Source organism: Stutzerimonas kunmingensis (genome assembly GCF_032106285.1).
In the GTDB taxonomy this organism is placed as follows: Bacteria; Pseudomonadota; Gammaproteobacteria; order Pseudomonadales; family Pseudomonadaceae; genus Stutzerimonas; species Stutzerimonas kunmingensis_B.
Genome location: NZ_DAMCPO010000011.1, coordinates 1 through 17,410, shown reverse-complemented (window position 1 = coordinate 17,410; position 17,410 = coordinate 1). Strand labels below are relative to the sequence as shown.

Sequence of the window (17,410 nt, the reverse complement as noted above, 5' to 3'; positions counted from 1 at the left end):
GAACCCGCACATGCTACGCACCCCCATCTGGGCAACCGCCAGCCTCCTCGCTGTGGCCATCTCACTCGCCGGTTGCGGTGAGGACAAGACCCCCGCGAACCAGACTGCCGCCCCGCAAAGCACTACCGAAAGCGTGCCAGCCGAAAAGGCGCAGGCGCCCGATGAGAAAGCGGCCAAGGCAGTCGTCAGCCACTATGCCGATCTGGCGCTGGCGGTATTCAGCGATGCCCACGCCACCGGCGTGAAACTGCAGGAAGCGGTCGACGCCCTCCTCGCCAACCCCAGCGAAGAGACCCTGCAGGCCGCGCGTCAGGCCTGGCTGGCGGCCCGCGTTCCCTACATGCAGACCGAGGTCTTCCGCTTCGGCAACGCCGTGGTGGATGACTGGGAAGGTCAGCTCAATGCCTGGCCGCTCGATGAGGGCCTGATCGATTACATCGAGGGCGACTACCAGCACGCCCTCGGCAACCCGGGCGCCACAGCCAATATCATCGCCAACAGCGAACTGCAGATTGGCGAAGACAAGGTCGACACCAGCGAAATCAACGCCGAGCTGCTGGCCAGCCTCAACGAACTGGCCGGCTCCGAAGCGAACGTCGCCACTGGCTACCACGCGATCGAGTTCCTGCTCTGGGGCCAGGACCTCAATGGCACAGGCCCAGGTGCCGGCGAGCGGCCCTACACCGACTACGTGGAAGGCGAAGGCTGCACCGGCGACAACTGCGACCGCCGCCGTACCTACCTGAAAGTCGCGACCGAACTGCTGGTCAGCGACCTGCAGGAAATGGTCGAGCAGTGGCAGCCGAATGCCGAGAACTACCGCGCCAGCCTCGAAGCCGATACCGCGGAAAACGGCCTGCGCAAGATGTTCTTCGGCATGGGCAGCCTGTCCCTCGGCGAACTGGCTGGCGAGCGCATGAAAGTCGCTCTGGAAGCCAACTCCACCGAAGACGAGCACGACTGCTTCAGCGACAACACCCACAACTCGCACTTCTTCAATGCCCGTGGCGTTCGCAACGTCTATCTCGGCGAGTACAAGCGCGTCGACGGCACTACGTTGACCGGTCCAAGCCTGGCATCGCTGGTTCAGGGCGTCAGCCCGGAGGTGGACAGCACGCTGAAGACCGACCTGGAAACTACCGAAGCCAAGCTGCAGGTTCTGGTGGAAAGTGCTGAGAACGGCGAAGCGTTCGATCAGCTGATCGCCTCGGACAACACCGAAGGCCAGCAGAAAGTACGCGATGCCATCGGCGCACTGGTCAAGCAGACCGCCGCGATCGAGCAGGCGGCCGGTGCCCTCGGCATCAGCGACCTCAACCCTGACACCGCCGATCACGAGTTCTGATCAGCGCCGACACGGGCGCAGCTGTTGCGCCCGTGTCGGGCTTTTCGCTGTTCCCCTGCCTGGCCCAGAGCGCGCGCTCCTCGCACGCAAATGCAAATCCCTCTTATTCCATTACGATTAGCCTGCTAAGATTGCGCGGCTTAATTCACCGCCCCGCAGGTACTTCCGATGCGCCCGCTGTTTCGCCGCCTCTTCCCGCTGCTGGCTCTGGCCCTGGTCGCCTGCGATAACGTTGAAACACCGACTTTCTCCCAGCCCGAACCTGGTGAGGCGCTCTCCGGCGGCAGCACCACGGTGATGAAGTTCGACCAGAACGCCTACTCCATGCCTTCGGCCAATCTGGCACCGATGCGTCGACTCGACTTCAGCGTCGGCAACAGCTTCTTCCGAAATCCCTGGGTCATCGCCCCGGCATCCACCACCGCTCGCGATGGTCTTGGCCCGCTGCTGAATACCAACGCCTGCCAGAACTGCCATATCAAGGACGGCCGCGGCCATCCGCCGGCACCCGATGCGACCAGCGCCGTGTCGATGCTGGTACGGCTGTCCATTCCAGCCGGGCCCGAGCATGCCGAAGTCGTCCGAGAACGTGGCATCGCACCGGAGCCAAGCTACGGCGGCCAGCTGCAGGACATGGCGATTCCCGGCGTCGCCCCGGAAGGCAAGGTACGGCTGCGCTATTCGACCGAGCAGGTGCGCTTCGCCGATGGCACCGAAGTCGAGCTGCGCAGGCCGGAAATCGAACTGAACGACCTGGCCTATGGTGACATGCATCCGGATACCCGGATGTCGCTGCGCATCGCGCCACCGATGATCGGCCTGGGCCTGCTCGAAGCCATTCCCGAAGAAGCGCTGCTGGCCAATGCCGACCCCGATGACCGCAACGGCGACGGCATCTCCGGCCGCCCGAACCGGGTCTTCGACCAGACCAGCCGGCAGACCGTGATTGGCCGCTTCGGCTGGAAGGCCGGACAGCCGGGCCTCAACCAGCAGAACGCCGACGCCTTCTTCAACGATATGGGCCTGTCCACCAGTCTGCTCAGTGGCAGCAGCTGCACCGACCGGCAGACCGAGTGTCGCGCGATGCCGGACGGTGGCGAGCCGGAAGTCAGCGACGACATCCTCGCCCAGGTGCTGTTCTACACCCGCAATCTCGGCGTACCCGCGCGACGGAACGTCGACGCCCCACAGGTACTCGCCGGCAAGACGCTATTTCACCGCGCCGGCTGCCAGAGCTGCCACGTGCCACAGTTCACCACCGCTGCCGACGCCGCGGAACCGGAGTTGGCCAATCAGCTGATTCGCCCCTACACCGATCTGCTGCTGCATGACATGGGCGAAGGCCTCGCGGATGACCGCGCCGAGTTCGAGGCCAGCGGCCGGGAATGGCGCACGCCACCGCTGTGGGGCATTGGCCTGACCCAGGCAGTCAGCGGGCATACCCAGTTCCTGCACGACGGCCGCGCCCGCAACCTGCTCGAAGCCATACTCTGGCACGGCGGCGAGGCCGAGAAGGCGCGCCAGATCGTGCTCGGCTACGACCAGAACGAACGTACCGCGCTGCTGAGCTTCCTCGAGTCGCTCTGAATACCCATGCTATTCACCATGCTTTCCCGGCGCGAAAGCGCTGCAACCGGCCTTGCCGATGAGGACACCATGATCCGTTCGAACACCCTGCGCATCGCCAGCGGCGCTCTGCTCACCGCCTTGTTGCTGAGCGCCTGCACGCCCGCCGACCCGCAGGCCGAGACCAGCAAAGCCTTGGCCGATGGTGTATTGCTGCCGACCTACACTCAGTGGTCGGAAGCCGACCGCCGCCTGGCGGCCAGTGCGATCGCCTTCTGTGCCGACAACCAGACCCTGGACGAAGCGCATGCTGCCTTCGTGCATGCGCAAACCGCCTGGGCCGGCCTGCAGCCGCTGCTGATCGGCCCAATGGGCGAAGGCAATCTGGCCTGGCAGGTCCAGTTCTGGCCGGACAAGAAGAACCTCGTTGCACGCCAGGTCACGGCACTGCTCAAGACCAAGCCCGAGCTGACCCAGGCCGATCTGGATAACGCCAGCGTCGTGGTGCAGGGCCTGAGCGCCTACGAGTACGTCCTTTTCGACAGCAGCATCGACCTCGCCGACCCCGCCACCAGGACGCGCTACTGCCCCTTGCTGACGGCCATAGGCGAGCACCAGCAGCAGCTTGCAGCCAGCGTCCTGCAGCAATGGCAGGACAAGGACGGCATGGCCGATCAGCTGCGCAGCTTTCCCAACGAGCGTTATGCCGAACCGAGCGAAGCCATCGCCGAACTGCTGCGGGTTCAGGTCACGGCCCTCGACGGCCTGAAGAAGAAGCTCGGCGCGCCGCTCGGCCGCCAGACCAAGGGCCATCCGCAGCCGTTCCAGGCCGACGGCTGGCGCAGCGACACGACCCTGAGCAATATCGCTGCCACTGTCAAAGGCGCCGAAAGCCTCTGGCTGGGTTCCGACCAGGACGGTCTGCGCGCGCTGCTCGGCGCTGAGCAGGCCGATCTGGCCAAGCGCATCGACGCCGGTTACGCCGATCTGCTGCAACAATTGAAAGCCATGCCCGAGCCGTTCGGCGAAATGCTCGCCAACGAGGAGAGTCGGGCCCAGCTCGATGCGCTGTACCAGCGGATCGACCAACTGCATCGCCTGCACCAGCTCGAGCTGGCGCGCGCCCTCGGCGTACAGATCGGCTTCAACGCGCACGACGGGGACTGATCATGAAGCGCCGCACCCTGCTTGGCCTGACCGGCGCCATGCTTGCCGCCAGCGGCATCGCTGGCTGGTCACTGACGCGTCACGACGGGCAACAGGTTTTGCTCTCCGCACGTGATGGCGCCGACGGGCAACACTACGCCGTCGGCTACCGCCTCGATGGCAGCCAGGTATTTGCCACACCGGTCGCCGAGCGCTGCCATGACGTCTACCCGCACCCGTACCTGCCGTTGGCGGTGTTCGTCGGCCGTCGCCCGAGCCGCGAGAGCTACCTGGTCGATGCGCGTGACGGGCGTCTGCTGCAGGTCATGGCCTCGCCGGCCGACCGCCACTTTTACGGGCACGGGGTGTTTCACAAGGACGGCGAGTGGTTCTACACCACCGAAAACGACACCGCCGATGCCGGCCGTGGCGTGCTCGGCGTCTATCGACTGGAAGGCCGACAGCTGGTGCGCGTCGGCGAGCACGCGACCCATGGCATCGGCCCGCACCAGCTGCTGTGGATGCCGGACAACGAAACCCTGGTCATCGCCAATGGTGGGATCCGCACCGAAGCCGACAGCCGCGAGATGATGAATCTCGATGCGATGGAGCCGAGCCTGGTGCTGCTACGCCGCGACGGTACGCTGGTCAGCAAGGAACAGCTGCCGGAGCAGATGAACAGCGTGCGTCACCTCGCCGTGGCCGCCGACGGTACCGTGGTCAGCGGCCAGCAGTACGAAGGGGATGCCATGGACCGTATCCCGTTGCTGGCGATCAAGCGGCCCGGGCAGGCCTTCCAGCACTTTCCGCTGGGCGAGGCACAGCGGCAGATCATGAACCAGTACACCGCCAGCCTCGCCATCCACGACGAGCTGCGGTTGTTGGCCGTCACCGCGCCGCGCGGCAACAAGGTGTTCATCTGGGACCTGGACAGTGCCGAGCTGCGGCAGGCAGCCCATGTGCCCGATTGCGCGGGCGTCGCGGCAGTCGCCGAGGGCTTCGTGGTCAGCTCCGGGCAGGGCCGCTGCCGCCTGTTCGACTGCCGTGGCGAACGTATCGCCAGCACACCGCTGGACCTGCCGGCGGGGCTCTGGGACAACCATCTGCGTATCGTCTAGCTCAAGAAAAACGTCCCCCGGCCGATGATGCTGGGCAACGGCAGGGATGCTCATTTACGTTTTCTCAAATGCCGAGACTTTGCCCATGCTCCAGAAATCCTTGCGCGCGCAGATCCTCGCGCTGATCGGCGGCAGCCTGCTGCTGACGCTGCTCATCGCCCTCGCCTGCATTCGCCTGCTCAGCAACAACATCGACCACTTCCAGGCGCTGCTCGACGGCCCGCTGGCCGAAGTGCAACTGATCGACGAGGCCAACCTCGAGTTCAAGGTGCAGGTCCAGGAATGGAAGAACGTGCTGCTGCGTGGCAAACAGCCGGACTCTCGCAACCGCTACTGGAGCCAGTTCGAGGCCCAGGAAGCGAAGGTGCAGAAGATTCTGGGCGATCTACTGGTACTGACCGCCGACGAACCGGAGCTGGCCAAGCAGATCGAGAGCCTGCGTAGCGAGCACCGCACTCTCGGCGTTGCCTATCGCAAGGGCCTGGATGCCTACATTGCCGCCGACAGCGACCCGCTCGCCGGGGACGCCGCGGTAGCCGGTATCGACCGGGCGACCAGCGCTCAGCTGAGCGAGCTGGTCAAACAGCTGGGCGACGCCGCCGCGCAGCGCTCGGAGACCATCCGTGCCGACGCTCAGAGCACCGCGTCCTTCGGCCCGATCATCATGATCCTTGCCAGTGTGGTAGTGGCGCTGTTCAGCCTGTGGCTGGTCAATCGTCGGATCATCGAACCGATTCGCAACCTGGTCGAGCACATCGCCCGCCTCAGCCAGGGCAAGTTCGCCGACCGCGTGGATGCCAGCCGCAGCGACGAACTGGGCCGCCTTGCCGCTGCCGCCAACGTGCTGCGCGACTTCCTCGCCGACACCTTCACCCGCCTGCAGCAGAGCACCTCGAATCTGGACAGTGCCAGCGGCGAGCTGAACGCCATCGCCAGGCTGATGGCCAACGGCGCCCGCGAGCAGTTCTCGCGTACCGATCAGGTCGCCACGGCGATGCACGAGATGTCCGCGACCGCCCAGGAAGTCTCGCGGCATGCCGCCGAAGCCGCGCAGGCCGCCGACGCAGCCGACCATTCCGCCCAGCAGGGCGAAGCGGTGATGCGCGGCACCATTGCCACCATCACCGACATGAGCAACGAGATCGCCAGCACGGCAGACGTCATCCGCCGCCTGGAGGGTGATAGCGGGCGCATCGGCAAGGTCTTGGAGGTGATCCGTGGGATCGCCGACCAGACCAACCTGCTCGCGCTCAATGCCGCCATCGAGGCAGCTCGAGCAGGTGACGCCGGCCGCGGCTTTGCCGTGGTCGCCGACGAGGTGCGCACCCTGGCCCAGCGCACCGCTGAGTCCACCGCCGAGATTCACCAGATCATCGACACCGTGCAGACCGGCGCGAGCAATGCCGTACGCGCCATCGAGAGCGGTCAGGCGCGCAGCGAACAGGGCGTCGGCCAGGTGACCGAGGCCGGTCAGATGCTGCAGCGCATCACCGAAGCGGTCGAGGCGATCCGCGACATGAACCGCCAGATCGCCACGGCCGCAGAGGAGCAGACCGCGGTGGCCGAAGACATTTCGCGCAACATCACCGAGATCACCTCGATCGCCACCATCAACCAGCAGAACGTCGAGCGCACCGAAACCGCCAGCCAGAACCTGCATGGGCTGTCGGCGCAACTTACCGAAGTCACCCAGCGCCTCGCCGGCTGATGATCTGCGGGCGGGCCGACAGTCTGTCGCCCGCCCCGCACCTGCGCTGCTTTCCGCCCCCCTCCCCCTTTACTTGGCCTCGTTTCGGGGCTAAGTTCCTCGCTCTCCGGTCCTGCTGAGTCAGGTGCCAGCAGGTCGCCGAAGCTGGCGGCCGGACCGTTCGAACGGCTGCCTCGATCACGGCAGTAGACAGCCGGCTCACATCTCCAAGGAAATCGGAAAATGTTGCGCCGCATGCTGTTCATGCTGGGCGCGGTGGTCGTCGTCGTTGCGATCTTGCCGCGCTCAAATTCAACTCGATCTATCAGCAGATTCAACAGTTCCAGGCCCCCAAGCCTGCGATCGACGTCGAAACCGAGCTAGCCCGGCGCATGGACTGGCAAAGCCGCCTGCCAGCCATCGGCACGCTCAAGGCGTCGCAGGGCATCGATCTCAGCGTAGAGATCGCCGGCACCATCACCGACGTGCAGTTCCAGTCCGGCGAGAAGGTCAGCAAGGGCCAGGCCATCGTGCTGCTCGACAGCGAGATGGAGCAGGCCAGCCTGGCCAGCGCCGAAGCCGACCTCAACCTGTCGCGCCTGGAGTTCCAGCGCGCGCGTAGCCTGTTGGATCGCCAGGCCATTTCGCGCAGCGAGTACGACCGGCTCAATGCCGAATCGCAGAAGGCTGCGGCCAGCGTCGCGCAGCTGCGCGCCAGTCTGTCGAAGAAGCGCATCCTGGCGCCTTTCTCCGGCACCATCGGCATCCGTCAGGTGGATGTCGGCGACTACATCGCCGCCGGCACGCCGATCGCGACCCTTCAGGACCTGTCCACGCTGTACGTCGACTTCTTCCTGGCCGAGCAGCATGTGCCGCTGCTGAAGCTCGGCCAGCGAGTGCAGCTAAAGGTCGCCGCTTATCCCGGCGAACGCTTCGAAGGCGTGATCAGCGCGCTGAACCCGAAGGTGGAAACCACTACCCGCAACGTTCAGGTGCGCGCCGAACTGGGCAATCCGGACGGACGTCTGCTGCCCGGCATGTTTGCCGACCTGCAGGTGCTGCTGCCGACCGAGACCGCCCAGGTGGTGGTCCCGGAAACCGCCATCACCTACACCCTGTATGGCAACTCGGTGCTGCTGGTGACCGAGGGCACGCCGCCGGAAGGCGTCAGCAGCGACGAGCCCTACCTGGTGGTTGAGCGCCGCTTCGTCACCACCGGCGAGCGGCGCGACGGACTGACGGTCGTCCTCGACGGCCTGGAGGGCGGCGAACAGGTGATCACCGCCGGCCAGCTCAAGCTGGACAGCGGCACCCATGTCGCCATCGCCGAAAGCCGCACGCTCAAGCTGGAAGGCTCTCAGCAGCCGGCGACCGAATAGAAAAAGCCTGTTCCTCACGCGGCAGGCCCGACGCACAGCAGACTCAGACAAGGTTCCAGGGACTTCCCATGGCGTTCACCGACCCCTTCATCCGCCGCCCCGTGCTGGCGAGCGTCATCAGCCTGCTGATCGTGCTGCTCGGCATCCAGGCCTTCAACAGCCTGACCATCCGTCAGTACCCGCAGATGGAAAGTGCGCTGATCACGGTGACCACCGCCTACCCCGGCGCCAACGCCGAGCCCATCCAGGGCTACATCACCCAGCCGTTGCAGCAGAGTCTGGCCAGCGCCGAAGGCGTCGACTACATGACCTCGGTCAGCCAGCAGAACGCCTCGGTGATCTCGGTCTATGCGCGCATCGGTGCCGACACCGATCGCCTCTACACCGAGCTGCTGAGCCAGGCCAACTCGGTGAAGAACCAGCTGCCGCAGGATGCCGAGGACCCGGTGCTGAACAAGCAGGCGGCCGACTCCACCGCGCTGATGTACATCAGCTTCTACAGCGACCAGCTGAGCAATCCGCAGATCACCGACTACTTGTCGCGGGTCATCCAGCCCAAGCTGGCAACGCTGCCGGGCATGGCCGAAGCGGAAATTCTCGGCAACCAGGTGTTCGCCATGCGCCTCTGGCTGGACCCGGTGAAGCTCGCGGCCTATGGGGTTTCCGCCAGCGACGTGAACGAGGCGGTGCGCAAGTACAACTTCCTCTCGGCGGCCGGCGAAGTGAAGGGCCAGTACGTGGTCACCAGCATCAACGCCGACACCGAGCTGAAGACGCCGGAAGCGTTCGCCGCCATCCCGCTGCGCACGCAGGGCGACAGTCGCGTGCTGCTGGGTGATGTGGCGCGGGTGGAGATGGGTGCCGAAAGCTACAACTCGATCAGCTCGTTCGACGGTATCCCCTCGGTCTATATCGGCATCAAGGGCACACCCAGCGCCAACCCGCTGGACGTGATCAAGGAAGTGCGCGCGATCATGCCGCAGATCGAGGCACAGTTGCCGCCGGGCCTGAAGGCGACCATCGCCTACGACGCCACCGAGTTCATCCAGGCCTCCATCGACGAGGTGGTGAAGACCCTGGCCGAAGCCGCAGTGATCGTCATCGTCGTGGTGTTCCTCTTCCTCGGCTCGTTGCGTACCGTGCTGATCCCGGTGGTGACCATTCCGCTGTCGATGATTGGCGTGCTGTTCTTCATGCAGGCGATGGGCTACTCGATCAATCTGCTGACGCTACTGGCCATGGTGCTGGCGATCGGCCTGGTGGTGGACGACGCCATCGTCGTGGTGGAGAACATCCACCGGCATATCGAGCAAGGCAAGTCACCGTTTCAGGCGGCCATCGACGGCGCACGGGAAATCGCCATGCCGGTGGTAACGATGACCATCACGCTCGCAGCTGTCTATGCGCCCATCGGATTCCTGCAAGGGCTGACCGGGGCACTGTTTCAGGAGTTCGCCCTGACCCTGGCCGGGGCGGTACTGATCTCAGGCGTGGTGGCGCTGACGCTATCGCCGATGATGTGTTCGAAACTCTTGCGTCACGAAGAAAATCCGAGTGGCTTCGCCCATCGCCTGGACGAGCTGTTCGAGCGGCTCAAGCAGCGCTATCAACGGTCATTGCACGGCACGCTGAATACCCGGCCGGTGGTACTGGTGTTCGCCGTGCTCGTGCTGGCGCTGATCCGGTGCTGCTGATGTTCACCGAGAGCGAACTGGCACCGGAGGAGGATCAGGGCATCGTCTTCATGATGGCCAGCGCACCGAAGACCGCCAACCTGGACTACCTGAACGCCTACACCGACCAGTTCCTGGAGATCTTCAAGAGCTTTCCGGAGTACTACTCCTGGTTCCAGATCAACGGCTTCGACGGCGTGCAGAGCGGCATCGGCGGCTTCCTGCTCAAGCCCTGGGACGAGCGCGAGCGCTCGCAGATGGAGATCCTTCCCGAGGTACAGGCCAAGCTCGATCGCCTGCCGGGCCTGCAGATCTTCGGTTTCAACCTGCCTTCGCTGCCGGGCACTGGCGAAGGCCTGCCCTTCCAGTTCGTGATCAACACCGCCAACGACTACGAGACGCTGCTGCAGGTGACCGAGCGCATCCGCAAGCGCGCCGAGGAGTCCGGCAAGTTCGCCTTCCTCGACGTGGACCTGGCCTTCGACAAGCCGGAGATCGTGGTCGAGATCGACCGCGAGAAGGCCGCGCAGATGGGCGTCTCCATGGAAGACCTCGGCCTGACCCTGAGCACCCTGCTCGGCGAAGGCGAGATCAACCGGTTCACCATCGAAGGCCGCAGCTACAAGGTCATCGCCCAGGTCGAGCGCGCCTACCGCGACAACCCGGACTGGCTGAGCAACTACTACGTGCGCAATGGGCAAGGCCAGATGCTGCCGCTGTCGACGCTGATCCAGGTGCACGATCGCGCCCGACCGACTCAGCTCAAGCAGTTCCAGCAACTCAACGCCGCGATGATCCAGGGCTTTCCGATCGTCAGCATGGGCGAGGCGATCGAAACGCTGCAGACCATCGCCCGCGAAGAAGCGCCCGAAGGTTTCAGCTTCGATTACGCCGGCGCCTCGCGCCAGTACATCCAGGAAGGCAACGCGCTGTACCTGACCTTCGCGTTGGCATTGGCGGTGATCTTCCTGGTCCTGGCCGCGCAGTTCGAGAGCTTCCGCGATCCTATGGTGATCCTGGTCACCGTGCCGCTGTCGGTCTGCGGCGCGCTGGTGCCGCTGTTCCTTGGCCTGTCGAGCATGAACATCTATACCCAGGTGGGCCTGGTGACGCTGATCGGACTGATCAGCAAGCACGGCATCATGATCGTCGAGTTCGCCAATCAGCTGCGCCGCGAACAGGGCCTGAGTCGACGCGAAGCGGTGGAAGAAGCGGCGGCGATTCGCCTGCGGCCGGTGCTGATGACCACAGCGGCGACGGTGTTCGGCATGGTGCCGCTGATCATCGCCAGTGGGGCCGGCGCGGTCAGCCGGTTCGACATCGGCTTGGTGATTGCCACCGGCATGTCGGTGGGTACGCTGTTCACCCTGTTCGTGCTACCGGCGGTCTATGACCTGCTGGCCAAGCCCGACCAAAGCCCGTCCGCAGCGGCCGTACCGAGCGCCGGCTGAGTGCGGTGTGGGCTGCGAGGATAGCCTCCAGCTCAGCGCATGCCCTGGGACAGGCCATACAGCAACAACAGCAAATCCTGATCAGGCCGCATCGCCTCGAGCTGCGGGCGCCCACCAGGCGGCACTGGGCAATAGCTGCGGCTTTCGCTGCTTTGCACCAGCGTCGCTCCGGGCTCATTCCAGGCCGCCACGCACAGCGTGGTCACTCCCATAGCGCCAACCAGGAACAATCCTCGAGCTATTTCCAGCTTCATGGCGTAACCCCTTGATTAAGCGAGTAGTTAACTGACCGTAGTTCAGTTGTTTAATTCCTGTGCAATTTTGGACGAACGGTATGTACAGCCTGTGACGTCACTGTTCAGCAGGCATAAAAAAACCCCGCACAAGGCGGGGTTCTTTTTGTAGCTAAGGGCCGGTCGGCTTACATCATGCCGCCCATGCCACCCATACCGCCCATGCCACCCATGTCCGGCATGCCGCCTGCGGCCTTGTCTTCAGCCACTTCGGCGATCATCGCTTCGGTGGTGATCATCAGGCTGCCGATGGACGCTGCAGCTTGCAGAGCCGAACGGGTCACCTTGGCCGGGTCGAGAATACCCATCTCGATCATGTCGCCGTAGGTGTCGGAAGCAGCGTTGAAGCCGTAGTTGCCTTCACCCTGCTTGACCTTGTCGACCACCACGCTCGGCTCGCCGCCGGCGTTGGAGACGATCTGGCGCAGCGGCGCTTCGACAGCGCGACGCAGCAATGCGATACCGACGTTCTGGTCTTCGTTCTCGCCCTTCAGCTCGGAAATGGCCTGCAGAGCACGCACCAGGGCAACACCACCGCCAGGAACCACGCCTTCTTCGACGGCAGCACGGGTCGCGTGCAGGGCGTCTTCAACGCGGGCCTTCTTCTCTTTCATCTCGACTTCGGTACCGGCACCGACCTTGATCACGGCAACACCGCCAGCCAGCTTGGCCAGACGCTCTTGCAGCTTCTCTTTGTCGTAGTCGGAAGTGGTGTCTTCGACCTGCTTGCGGATCTGGGCAACGCGGGCTTCGATATCAGCCTGGGCGCCAGCGCCGTCGATGATGGTGGTGTTTTCCTTGTTCAGCACGACGCGCTTGGCGTTACCCAGGTGCTCCAGGGTAGCGGTTTCCAGGCTCAGGCCGACTTCTTCGGAAATCACGGTGCCGCCAGTCAGGATGGCGATGTCCTGCAGCATGGCCTTGCGGCGATCGCCAAAGCCCGGGGCCTTGACCGCAGCGACCTTGACGATGCCGCGCATGTTGTTGACCACCAGAGTCGCCAGGGCTTCGCCTTCAACGTCTTCGGCAACGATCAGCAGCGGACGACCGGCCTTGGCAACGGCTTCCAGCACCGGCAGCAGTTCGCGGATGTTGGAGATCTTCTTGTCGACCAGCAGCAGCAGCGGGCTGTCCAGCTCGGCAACCATGGTGTCCGGCTTGTTGATGAAGTACGGCGACAGGTAGCCACGGTCGAACTGCATGCCTTCGACGACGGACAGCTCGTTCTCCAGACCCGAGCCTTCCTCGACGGTGATGACGCCTTCCTTGCCTACGCGCTCCATAGCTTCGGCAATGATGTCACCGATGGAGGAGTCGGAGTTGGCGGAGATGGTGCCGACCTGGGCGATGGCCTTGGAGTCGGTGCACGGCTTGGCCAGGTTCTTCAGCTCGGCGACGATGGCGATGGTGGCCTTGTCGATGCCGCGCTTCAGATCCATCGGATTCATGCCAGCGGCAACGGCCTTCAGGCCTTCGTTGACGATGGCCTGGGCCAGAACGGTAGCGGTGGTGGTGCCGTCACCGGCTTCGTCGTTGGCCTTGGACGCTACGTCCTTGACCAGCTGGGCGCCCATGTTCTCGAAGCGGTCCTTCAGCTCGATTTCCTTGGCGACGGAAACGCCGTCCTTGGTGATGGTCGGAGCACCGAAGCTCTTCTCCAGCACCACGTTGCGGCCTTTCGGGCCGAGGGTCGCTTTAACGGCGTCAGCCAGGACGTTTACACCGACCAGCATCTTCTTGCGTGCGGAGTCGCCGAATTTGACTTCTTTAGCAGCCATGTTGATTGATCCTCAATTCGTGAATTATTTACGGAGATTCGCGGGGCGATCAGGCTTCGACGACAGCGAGAATTTCGTTCTCGCTCATCACCAGCAGGTCTTCGCCGTCAACCTTGACGGTGTTGCTACCCGAATAAGGGCCGAACACCACCTTGTCGCCGACCTTCACGGCCAGGGCGCGTACTTCGCCGTTGTCCAGCACGCGGCCGGTACCCACAGCAACGACTTCGCCACGGTTCGGCTTCTCGGCAGCGGAGCCCGGCAGGACGATGCCGCCTGCGGTCTTGGTTTCTTCTTCGCTGCGACGAATCACGACGCGGTCATGCAGAGGACGAAGCTTCATTGTCGATCTCTCCTAGTAGAGTTGTTCCATGCCGATGACCTTCATCGGCGGGTTGGGCAAATCCGGCTGTGCCGGTTGCGGCCCGCAATGCGAGCCGCAGAAGACGGACTGTCGAACACGACAGCGACCTTGCGGTGTCCGCTACATGCGGGCGTTCAAGTGCATTTCAAGGGGCGCAGATGAAATTTTCATGGCCACAAACGAAACCGGCATGCCTGATGGCATGCCGGATTGTCGGCTGAGCAGCTTAGCGGTCGCGGTCATTGCGCTCCCACTCGCCTTCGATCACATTCGGCCGTTGCGGGTTGGAGCGCGCCTGCAGATCGTCGGCAAAAGCACGCTGGCGGCGCACCTGCGCCTCGATCCGCCGATTGATCTGGCGGAACAGGAAGTTGCGTGTCGGTGGGAAAAGCACAACCAGCGCCAGCACATCGCTGATGAAACCGGGCAGGAACAGCAAGCCACCGCCAATGGCCATCATCAGCCCCTGCAGCATCTCGCGCTCGGGCAGTTCACCGCGGGCCAGACGTTCGCGGGCGCGCCAGGCGGTAGCGAAACCCGCCAGGCGCAGCAGCAGAATGCCGGCGATGCCACTGAGCACCAGCAGCAGGATGGTCGCCAGCGCGCCAATGGAGCCGCCGACCTTGATCAGCACATACAGCTCGGCCAGCGGAAACAACAGAAACAGTACAAAGAAGATTCGCATCGATGGTCCTTGACGGAAGATCAGCTTCCAGTCCTCTGTAGATGGCGGCAGGAGGGGTCTAATTCAACCCGGGTGACAATCGGCCTGTAACCGGATTATGCGCGACACGGCTGAAGCGAAACTGAATCCCTCAGCCTCGCGCCATGGCAACCAGCGCCTGGCGCACGGCCATTGGCGTTTCGCATGGCTCCGGAAACGCCAGCCAATGCAGTGCCTGGCCGATACGCAGATGGAAGCCCTCGCTATCGATCCCGACCATTTGCGCTGGCGCGCTCTGCGGCAGCCCCGCCTGTTCGACATAGCGGGCGATGGCAGCGGCGTGGTCATCGTTCATGTGCTCGACCATGCTCTGCTCCACCTCGCCGCTCTCGACCGCGAAGGGATTGGCCAGCGCGAGGTGGTCCAGCCAGTGAATGACGCCGAAGCCGCCGATGTAGCGCCAGCGCACCGGCTCCAGCACCCAGAAATCGAAGTCATGCACACGATGGTAGTCGCGCGACTCGGGAAAGTAGCGGTAGTAGCGCTGTGCCGCCGACTCGATTGCCGCGGGCTCGGCGAGCTGACGGGCTTCGGCAAGCAGCGTGAGTCGACTGGCCGCCTGCACATCCTCGGCGGCGCGTTCGCCGACCAGCAGCGAGCACCGCCCATCGGCTTTCAGATTGCGCGTGTGCTGGGCGATGCGGCTGATCAGGATCAGCGGCCAGCCATTGGCGTCCAGGCAGTAAGGCACTACCGAGCCGAACGGAAAGCCGGGCATGGCCTGGGAATGGGTGGAGAGCACGCCACGGTATTCCTTGAGCAGGAGTTGTCGGGCATGCTTGCTGGCTTCGGCGCTCACCTGAGGCTCCTCGAGACGGGTCCGGATCGACGGGCGCTCAGCATAACGGTTTCCCCGGCGGGCGTCGTTCCCCCAGCAGAACGACCACATGGAGATAGGCATGCAGCTTCAAGACAAAGTCATCATCGTCACCGGCGGCGGCCAGGGCCTCGGCCGCGCCATGGGCGAGTACCTGGCGAGCAAGGGTGCGCGGCTGGCACTGGTGGACCTGAATCAGGAGCGTCTGGATGAGGCAGTCGCGGCCTGCAAGGCCGCTGGCGGTGACGCCCGCGCCTACCTGTGCAACGTCGCCAATGAAGAGCAGGTCAGCGATATGGTTGCGCGCGTGGCCGAGGACTTCGGCGACCTGCATGGCCTGGTGAACAATGCCGGCATCCTGCGCGACGGTCTGCTGCTCAAGGTCAAGGACGGCGAGATCAGCAAGATGAGCCTGGCGCAGTGGCAGGCGGTGATCGACGTCAACCTGACCGGGGTGTTCCTCTGCACCCGCGAAGTCGCGGCGAAGATGGTCGAACTGAAGAGCGAGGGCGCGATCATCAACATCTCCTCGATCTCCCGCGCCGGCAACATGGGTCAGACCAACTACTCCGCCGCCAAGGCCGGCGTGGCCTCGGCCACCGTGGTCTGGGCCAAGGAGCTGGCGCGTTACGGCATCCGCGTTGCGGGCGTGGCGCCGGGCTTCATCGAGACGGAGATGGTTGCCAGCATGAAACCCGAAGCGCTGGAAAAGATGACCTCCGGCATCCCGCTCAGGCGCATGGGCAAGCCGGCCGAGATCGCCCACTCGGTGGCCTACATCTTCGAGAATGACTATTACACCGGACGCATTCTCGAACTCGACGGCGGCCTGCGCCTCTGAGCGTGTCGTCAGCGCCAAAAAGAAAAGGCAGCCATCTGGCTGCCTTTCTTTTATATGCGCAACGGACGGAATTCGCTTACCAGCCCACACCGAACCCGATGCTGTAGCGGGTCTCGTCGAGGTCGTTGTCGGCACCGCTGATGATGTCCTTCTCTGCCTTCATGTTCAGCGACGCCCAGTCGGTGACCTTGTAACGCAGGCCAACCTCGGCATCCAGGGCATAGTCGGCGACATTTTCCAGCGGCTTGCCGAGCTCGCCAGTACTGAACAGTTCGAAGGTCTTGCCCACCAGGTAGCGGTTGTAGTCCCACTTCATCGCCGCCAGGTAGAAGTCCTCCTTGTCGCCGTCGGCGAACTCGTAGTCGCTGCGGTTGATCAGCGCCGCCAACGAGAACGCGCCAAGCTCGTTGTCCCAGAACTGATAACCCGGACCGGTACCGATGGTGCGCTGACGACGGACATCTTCGATCTGGTCGCGCTTGAAGCTCAGACGCCCTTGCCAGAACCAGTGTTCGTCGAGGAAGCGGTCCAGCGCATATTCGGCATCCCAGTTGTCGGTGACCGTCACACCGTCACGATACTCACGGTTGTAGTTACCGGTGCCGTTGTGGCGCCAGAGCCCATGGCGCGCCTTGGTGTCGAAGGAAACGTTGTAGTCATCGGTGTCGGTTTCGGCACGCTTGTAATCCATCGCCACGTCCACGTTGCCACTCCAGGTGAAATCCTGGATCAACGGCTTGGGATGGATGATCTGCGTGATGCTCGCCAATTCCACCGTGCGCGGCGCGGCACCATTGGCGATGACAACCTTGCCCTCGTCGGCTGCCTGCAGCGACTGCGCGACCTCGCCGGTCACGTCGTTCTGCTTGATCAGCAGCTTCTGGTCGCTTTCCAGCGTGGCGATCTTGCTCCACTTCAGCGGAATCGAGCCGCCGTATTCGGTTTCGATGAGCAGCTTGCCGCCGTCGAGCACACTGATCTTGCCGGTCAGACGATCACCATTCTTCAACCACACGGTGTCGGCGAACGAAGGCAGGGCAATGGCGGAAAGGGTCACGCAAAGCAGGGTTCTGGAAAACATATATGTGCTGAAAATCTGGTCGAAGGCGGTTGAAAGGCTGGCATTATCCCTATGCGTTTAACTACAGCAAGCAAAGACCGCCGAATGGAGCGCTAGTGTCCCGAGCGGGTAGTTCGTTTATTTAACAACATATCGATATACTGGCGC

At 63.7% G+C, this 17,410-nt stretch carries 12 protein-coding genes and 2 pseudogenes; 8 read left to right on the top strand and 6 right to left on the bottom strand.

Going from position 1 to position 17,410, the window contains the following annotated elements; translation table 11 throughout:
• The first annotated feature begins 10 nt into the window (after nucleotides 1-10).
• From RT582_RS10630 to RT582_RS10600, 7 genes and pseudogenes are all read left to right on the top strand, one after another.
• Nucleotides 11-1,345 carry an imelysin family protein gene (locus RT582_RS10630; RefSeq protein ID WP_104096967.1) on the top strand — a complete coding sequence of 445 codons (1,335 nt, stop codon included), beginning with the start codon at nucleotides 11-13 and terminating at the stop codon, nucleotides 1,343-1,345.
• Between the two features lie 168 nt (nucleotides 1,346-1,513).
• Entirely contained in the window at nucleotides 1,514-2,932 is a 1,419-nt protein-coding gene (locus RT582_RS10625) for a di-heme oxidoreductase family protein (protein ID WP_313477333.1), read from the top strand.
• 69 nt (nucleotides 2,933-3,001) lie between these two features.
• Entirely contained in the window at nucleotides 3,002-4,078 is a 1,077-nt protein-coding gene (locus RT582_RS10620; RefSeq protein WP_313477331.1) for an imelysin family protein, read from the top strand.
• Between the two features lie 2 nt (nucleotides 4,079-4,080).
• Nucleotides 4,081-5,175, top strand: coding sequence for a DUF1513 domain-containing protein (locus RT582_RS10615; RefSeq protein ID WP_313477330.1), 1,095 nt, complete (start codon nucleotides 4,081-4,083; stop codon nucleotides 5,173-5,175).
• Nucleotides 5,176-5,260: 85 nt separating this feature from the next.
• Complete coding sequence (locus RT582_RS10610) at nucleotides 5,261-6,883, top strand: methyl-accepting chemotaxis protein (RefSeq protein WP_313477328.1); 1,623 nt, start codon at nucleotides 5,261-5,263, stop codon at nucleotides 6,881-6,883.
• A gap of 222 nt (nucleotides 6,884-7,105) precedes the next feature.
• Nucleotides 7,106-8,241 (top strand): annotated as a pseudogene (locus RT582_RS10605) (efflux RND transporter periplasmic adaptor subunit).
• Nucleotides 8,242-8,309: 68 nt separating this feature from the next.
• Nucleotides 8,310-11,365, top strand: a pseudogene (locus RT582_RS10600) (multidrug efflux RND transporter permease subunit).
• A 32-nt stretch (nucleotides 11,366-11,397) separates the two neighbouring features.
• Here the strand turns inward: RT582_RS10600 and RT582_RS10595 are convergent.
• The 5 genes from RT582_RS10595 to RT582_RS10575 form a co-directional block, all read right to left on the bottom strand.
• On the bottom strand, nucleotides 11,398-11,619 hold the full coding sequence (locus RT582_RS10595; RefSeq protein WP_313477326.1) for a hypothetical protein: 222 nt from the start codon (nucleotides 11,617-11,619) through the stop codon (nucleotides 11,398-11,400).
• A 167-nt stretch (nucleotides 11,620-11,786) separates the two neighbouring features.
• Complete coding sequence (groL, locus tag RT582_RS10590; protein WP_125862881.1) at nucleotides 11,787-13,436, bottom strand: chaperonin GroEL; 1,650 nt, start codon at nucleotides 13,434-13,436, stop codon at nucleotides 11,787-11,789.
• A 49-nt stretch (nucleotides 13,437-13,485) separates the two neighbouring features.
• Entirely contained in the window at nucleotides 13,486-13,779 is a 294-nt protein-coding gene (locus RT582_RS10585) for a co-chaperone GroES (RefSeq protein WP_003294630.1), read from the bottom strand.
• A gap of 247 nt (nucleotides 13,780-14,026) precedes the next feature.
• Nucleotides 14,027-14,485 carry an FxsA family protein gene (locus RT582_RS10580; RefSeq protein WP_014819374.1) on the bottom strand — a complete coding sequence of 153 codons (459 nt, stop codon included), beginning with the start codon at nucleotides 14,483-14,485 and terminating at the stop codon, nucleotides 14,027-14,029.
• A gap of 130 nt (nucleotides 14,486-14,615) precedes the next feature.
• The gene (locus tag RT582_RS10575) at nucleotides 14,616-15,323 is read right to left on the bottom strand and encodes a HugZ family pyridoxamine 5'-phosphate oxidase (RefSeq protein ID WP_125862882.1); all 708 of its coding nucleotides are present in this window, start codon (nucleotides 15,321-15,323) and stop codon (nucleotides 14,616-14,618) included.
• A gap of 100 nt (nucleotides 15,324-15,423) precedes the next feature.
• On the opposite strand from RT582_RS10575, the gene RT582_RS10570 reads away from it, so the two are divergent.
• On the top strand, nucleotides 15,424-16,182 hold the full coding sequence (locus RT582_RS10570; RefSeq protein WP_090522248.1) for an SDR family oxidoreductase: 759 nt from the start codon (nucleotides 15,424-15,426) through the stop codon (nucleotides 16,180-16,182).
• Nucleotides 16,183-16,258: 76 nt separating this feature from the next.
• Here the strand turns inward: RT582_RS10570 and RT582_RS10565 are convergent, their stop codons facing one another.
• Nucleotides 16,259-17,263: a DUF481 domain-containing protein gene (locus tag RT582_RS10565; protein ID WP_090522249.1), complete on the bottom strand. Its 1,005-nt coding sequence runs from the start codon at nucleotides 17,261-17,263 to the stop codon at nucleotides 16,259-16,261.
• Between the last annotated feature and the right edge of the window lie 147 nt (nucleotides 17,264-17,410).

Bases quoted from the DNA above. Each gene is read 5' to 3' on its own strand.
- RT582_RS10585 (WP_003294630.1), bottom strand. From the start codon at position 13,779: ATGAAGCTTCGTCCTCTGCATGACCGCGTCGTGATTCGTCGCAGCGAA.
- RT582_RS10565 (WP_090522249.1), bottom strand. From the start codon at position 17,263: ATGTTTTCCAGAACCCTGCTTTGCGTGACCCTTTCCGCCATTGCCCTG.
- RT582_RS10580 (WP_014819374.1), bottom strand. From the start codon at position 14,485: ATGCGAATCTTCTTTGTACTGTTTCTGTTGTTTCCGCTGGCCGAGCTG.
- RT582_RS10615 (WP_313477330.1), top strand. From the start codon at position 4,081: ATGAAGCGCCGCACCCTGCTTGGCCTGACCGGCGCCATGCTTGCCGCC.
- RT582_RS10595 (WP_313477326.1), bottom strand. From the start codon at position 11,619: ATGAAGCTGGAAATAGCTCGAGGATTGTTCCTGGTTGGCGCTATGGGA.
- RT582_RS10625 (WP_313477333.1), top strand. From the start codon at position 1,514: ATGCGCCCGCTGTTTCGCCGCCTCTTCCCGCTGCTGGCTCTGGCCCTG.
- RT582_RS10570 (WP_090522248.1), top strand. From the start codon at position 15,424: ATGCAGCTTCAAGACAAAGTCATCATCGTCACCGGCGGCGGCCAGGGC.
- RT582_RS10630 (WP_104096967.1), top strand. From the start codon at position 11: ATGCTACGCACCCCCATCTGGGCAACCGCCAGCCTCCTCGCTGTGGCC.
- groL (WP_125862881.1), bottom strand. From the start codon at position 13,436: ATGGCTGCTAAAGAAGTCAAATTCGGCGACTCCGCACGCAAGAAGATG.
- RT582_RS10620 (WP_313477331.1), top strand. From the start codon at position 3,002: ATGATCCGTTCGAACACCCTGCGCATCGCCAGCGGCGCTCTGCTCACC.
- RT582_RS10610 (WP_313477328.1), top strand. From the start codon at position 5,261: ATGCTCCAGAAATCCTTGCGCGCGCAGATCCTCGCGCTGATCGGCGGC.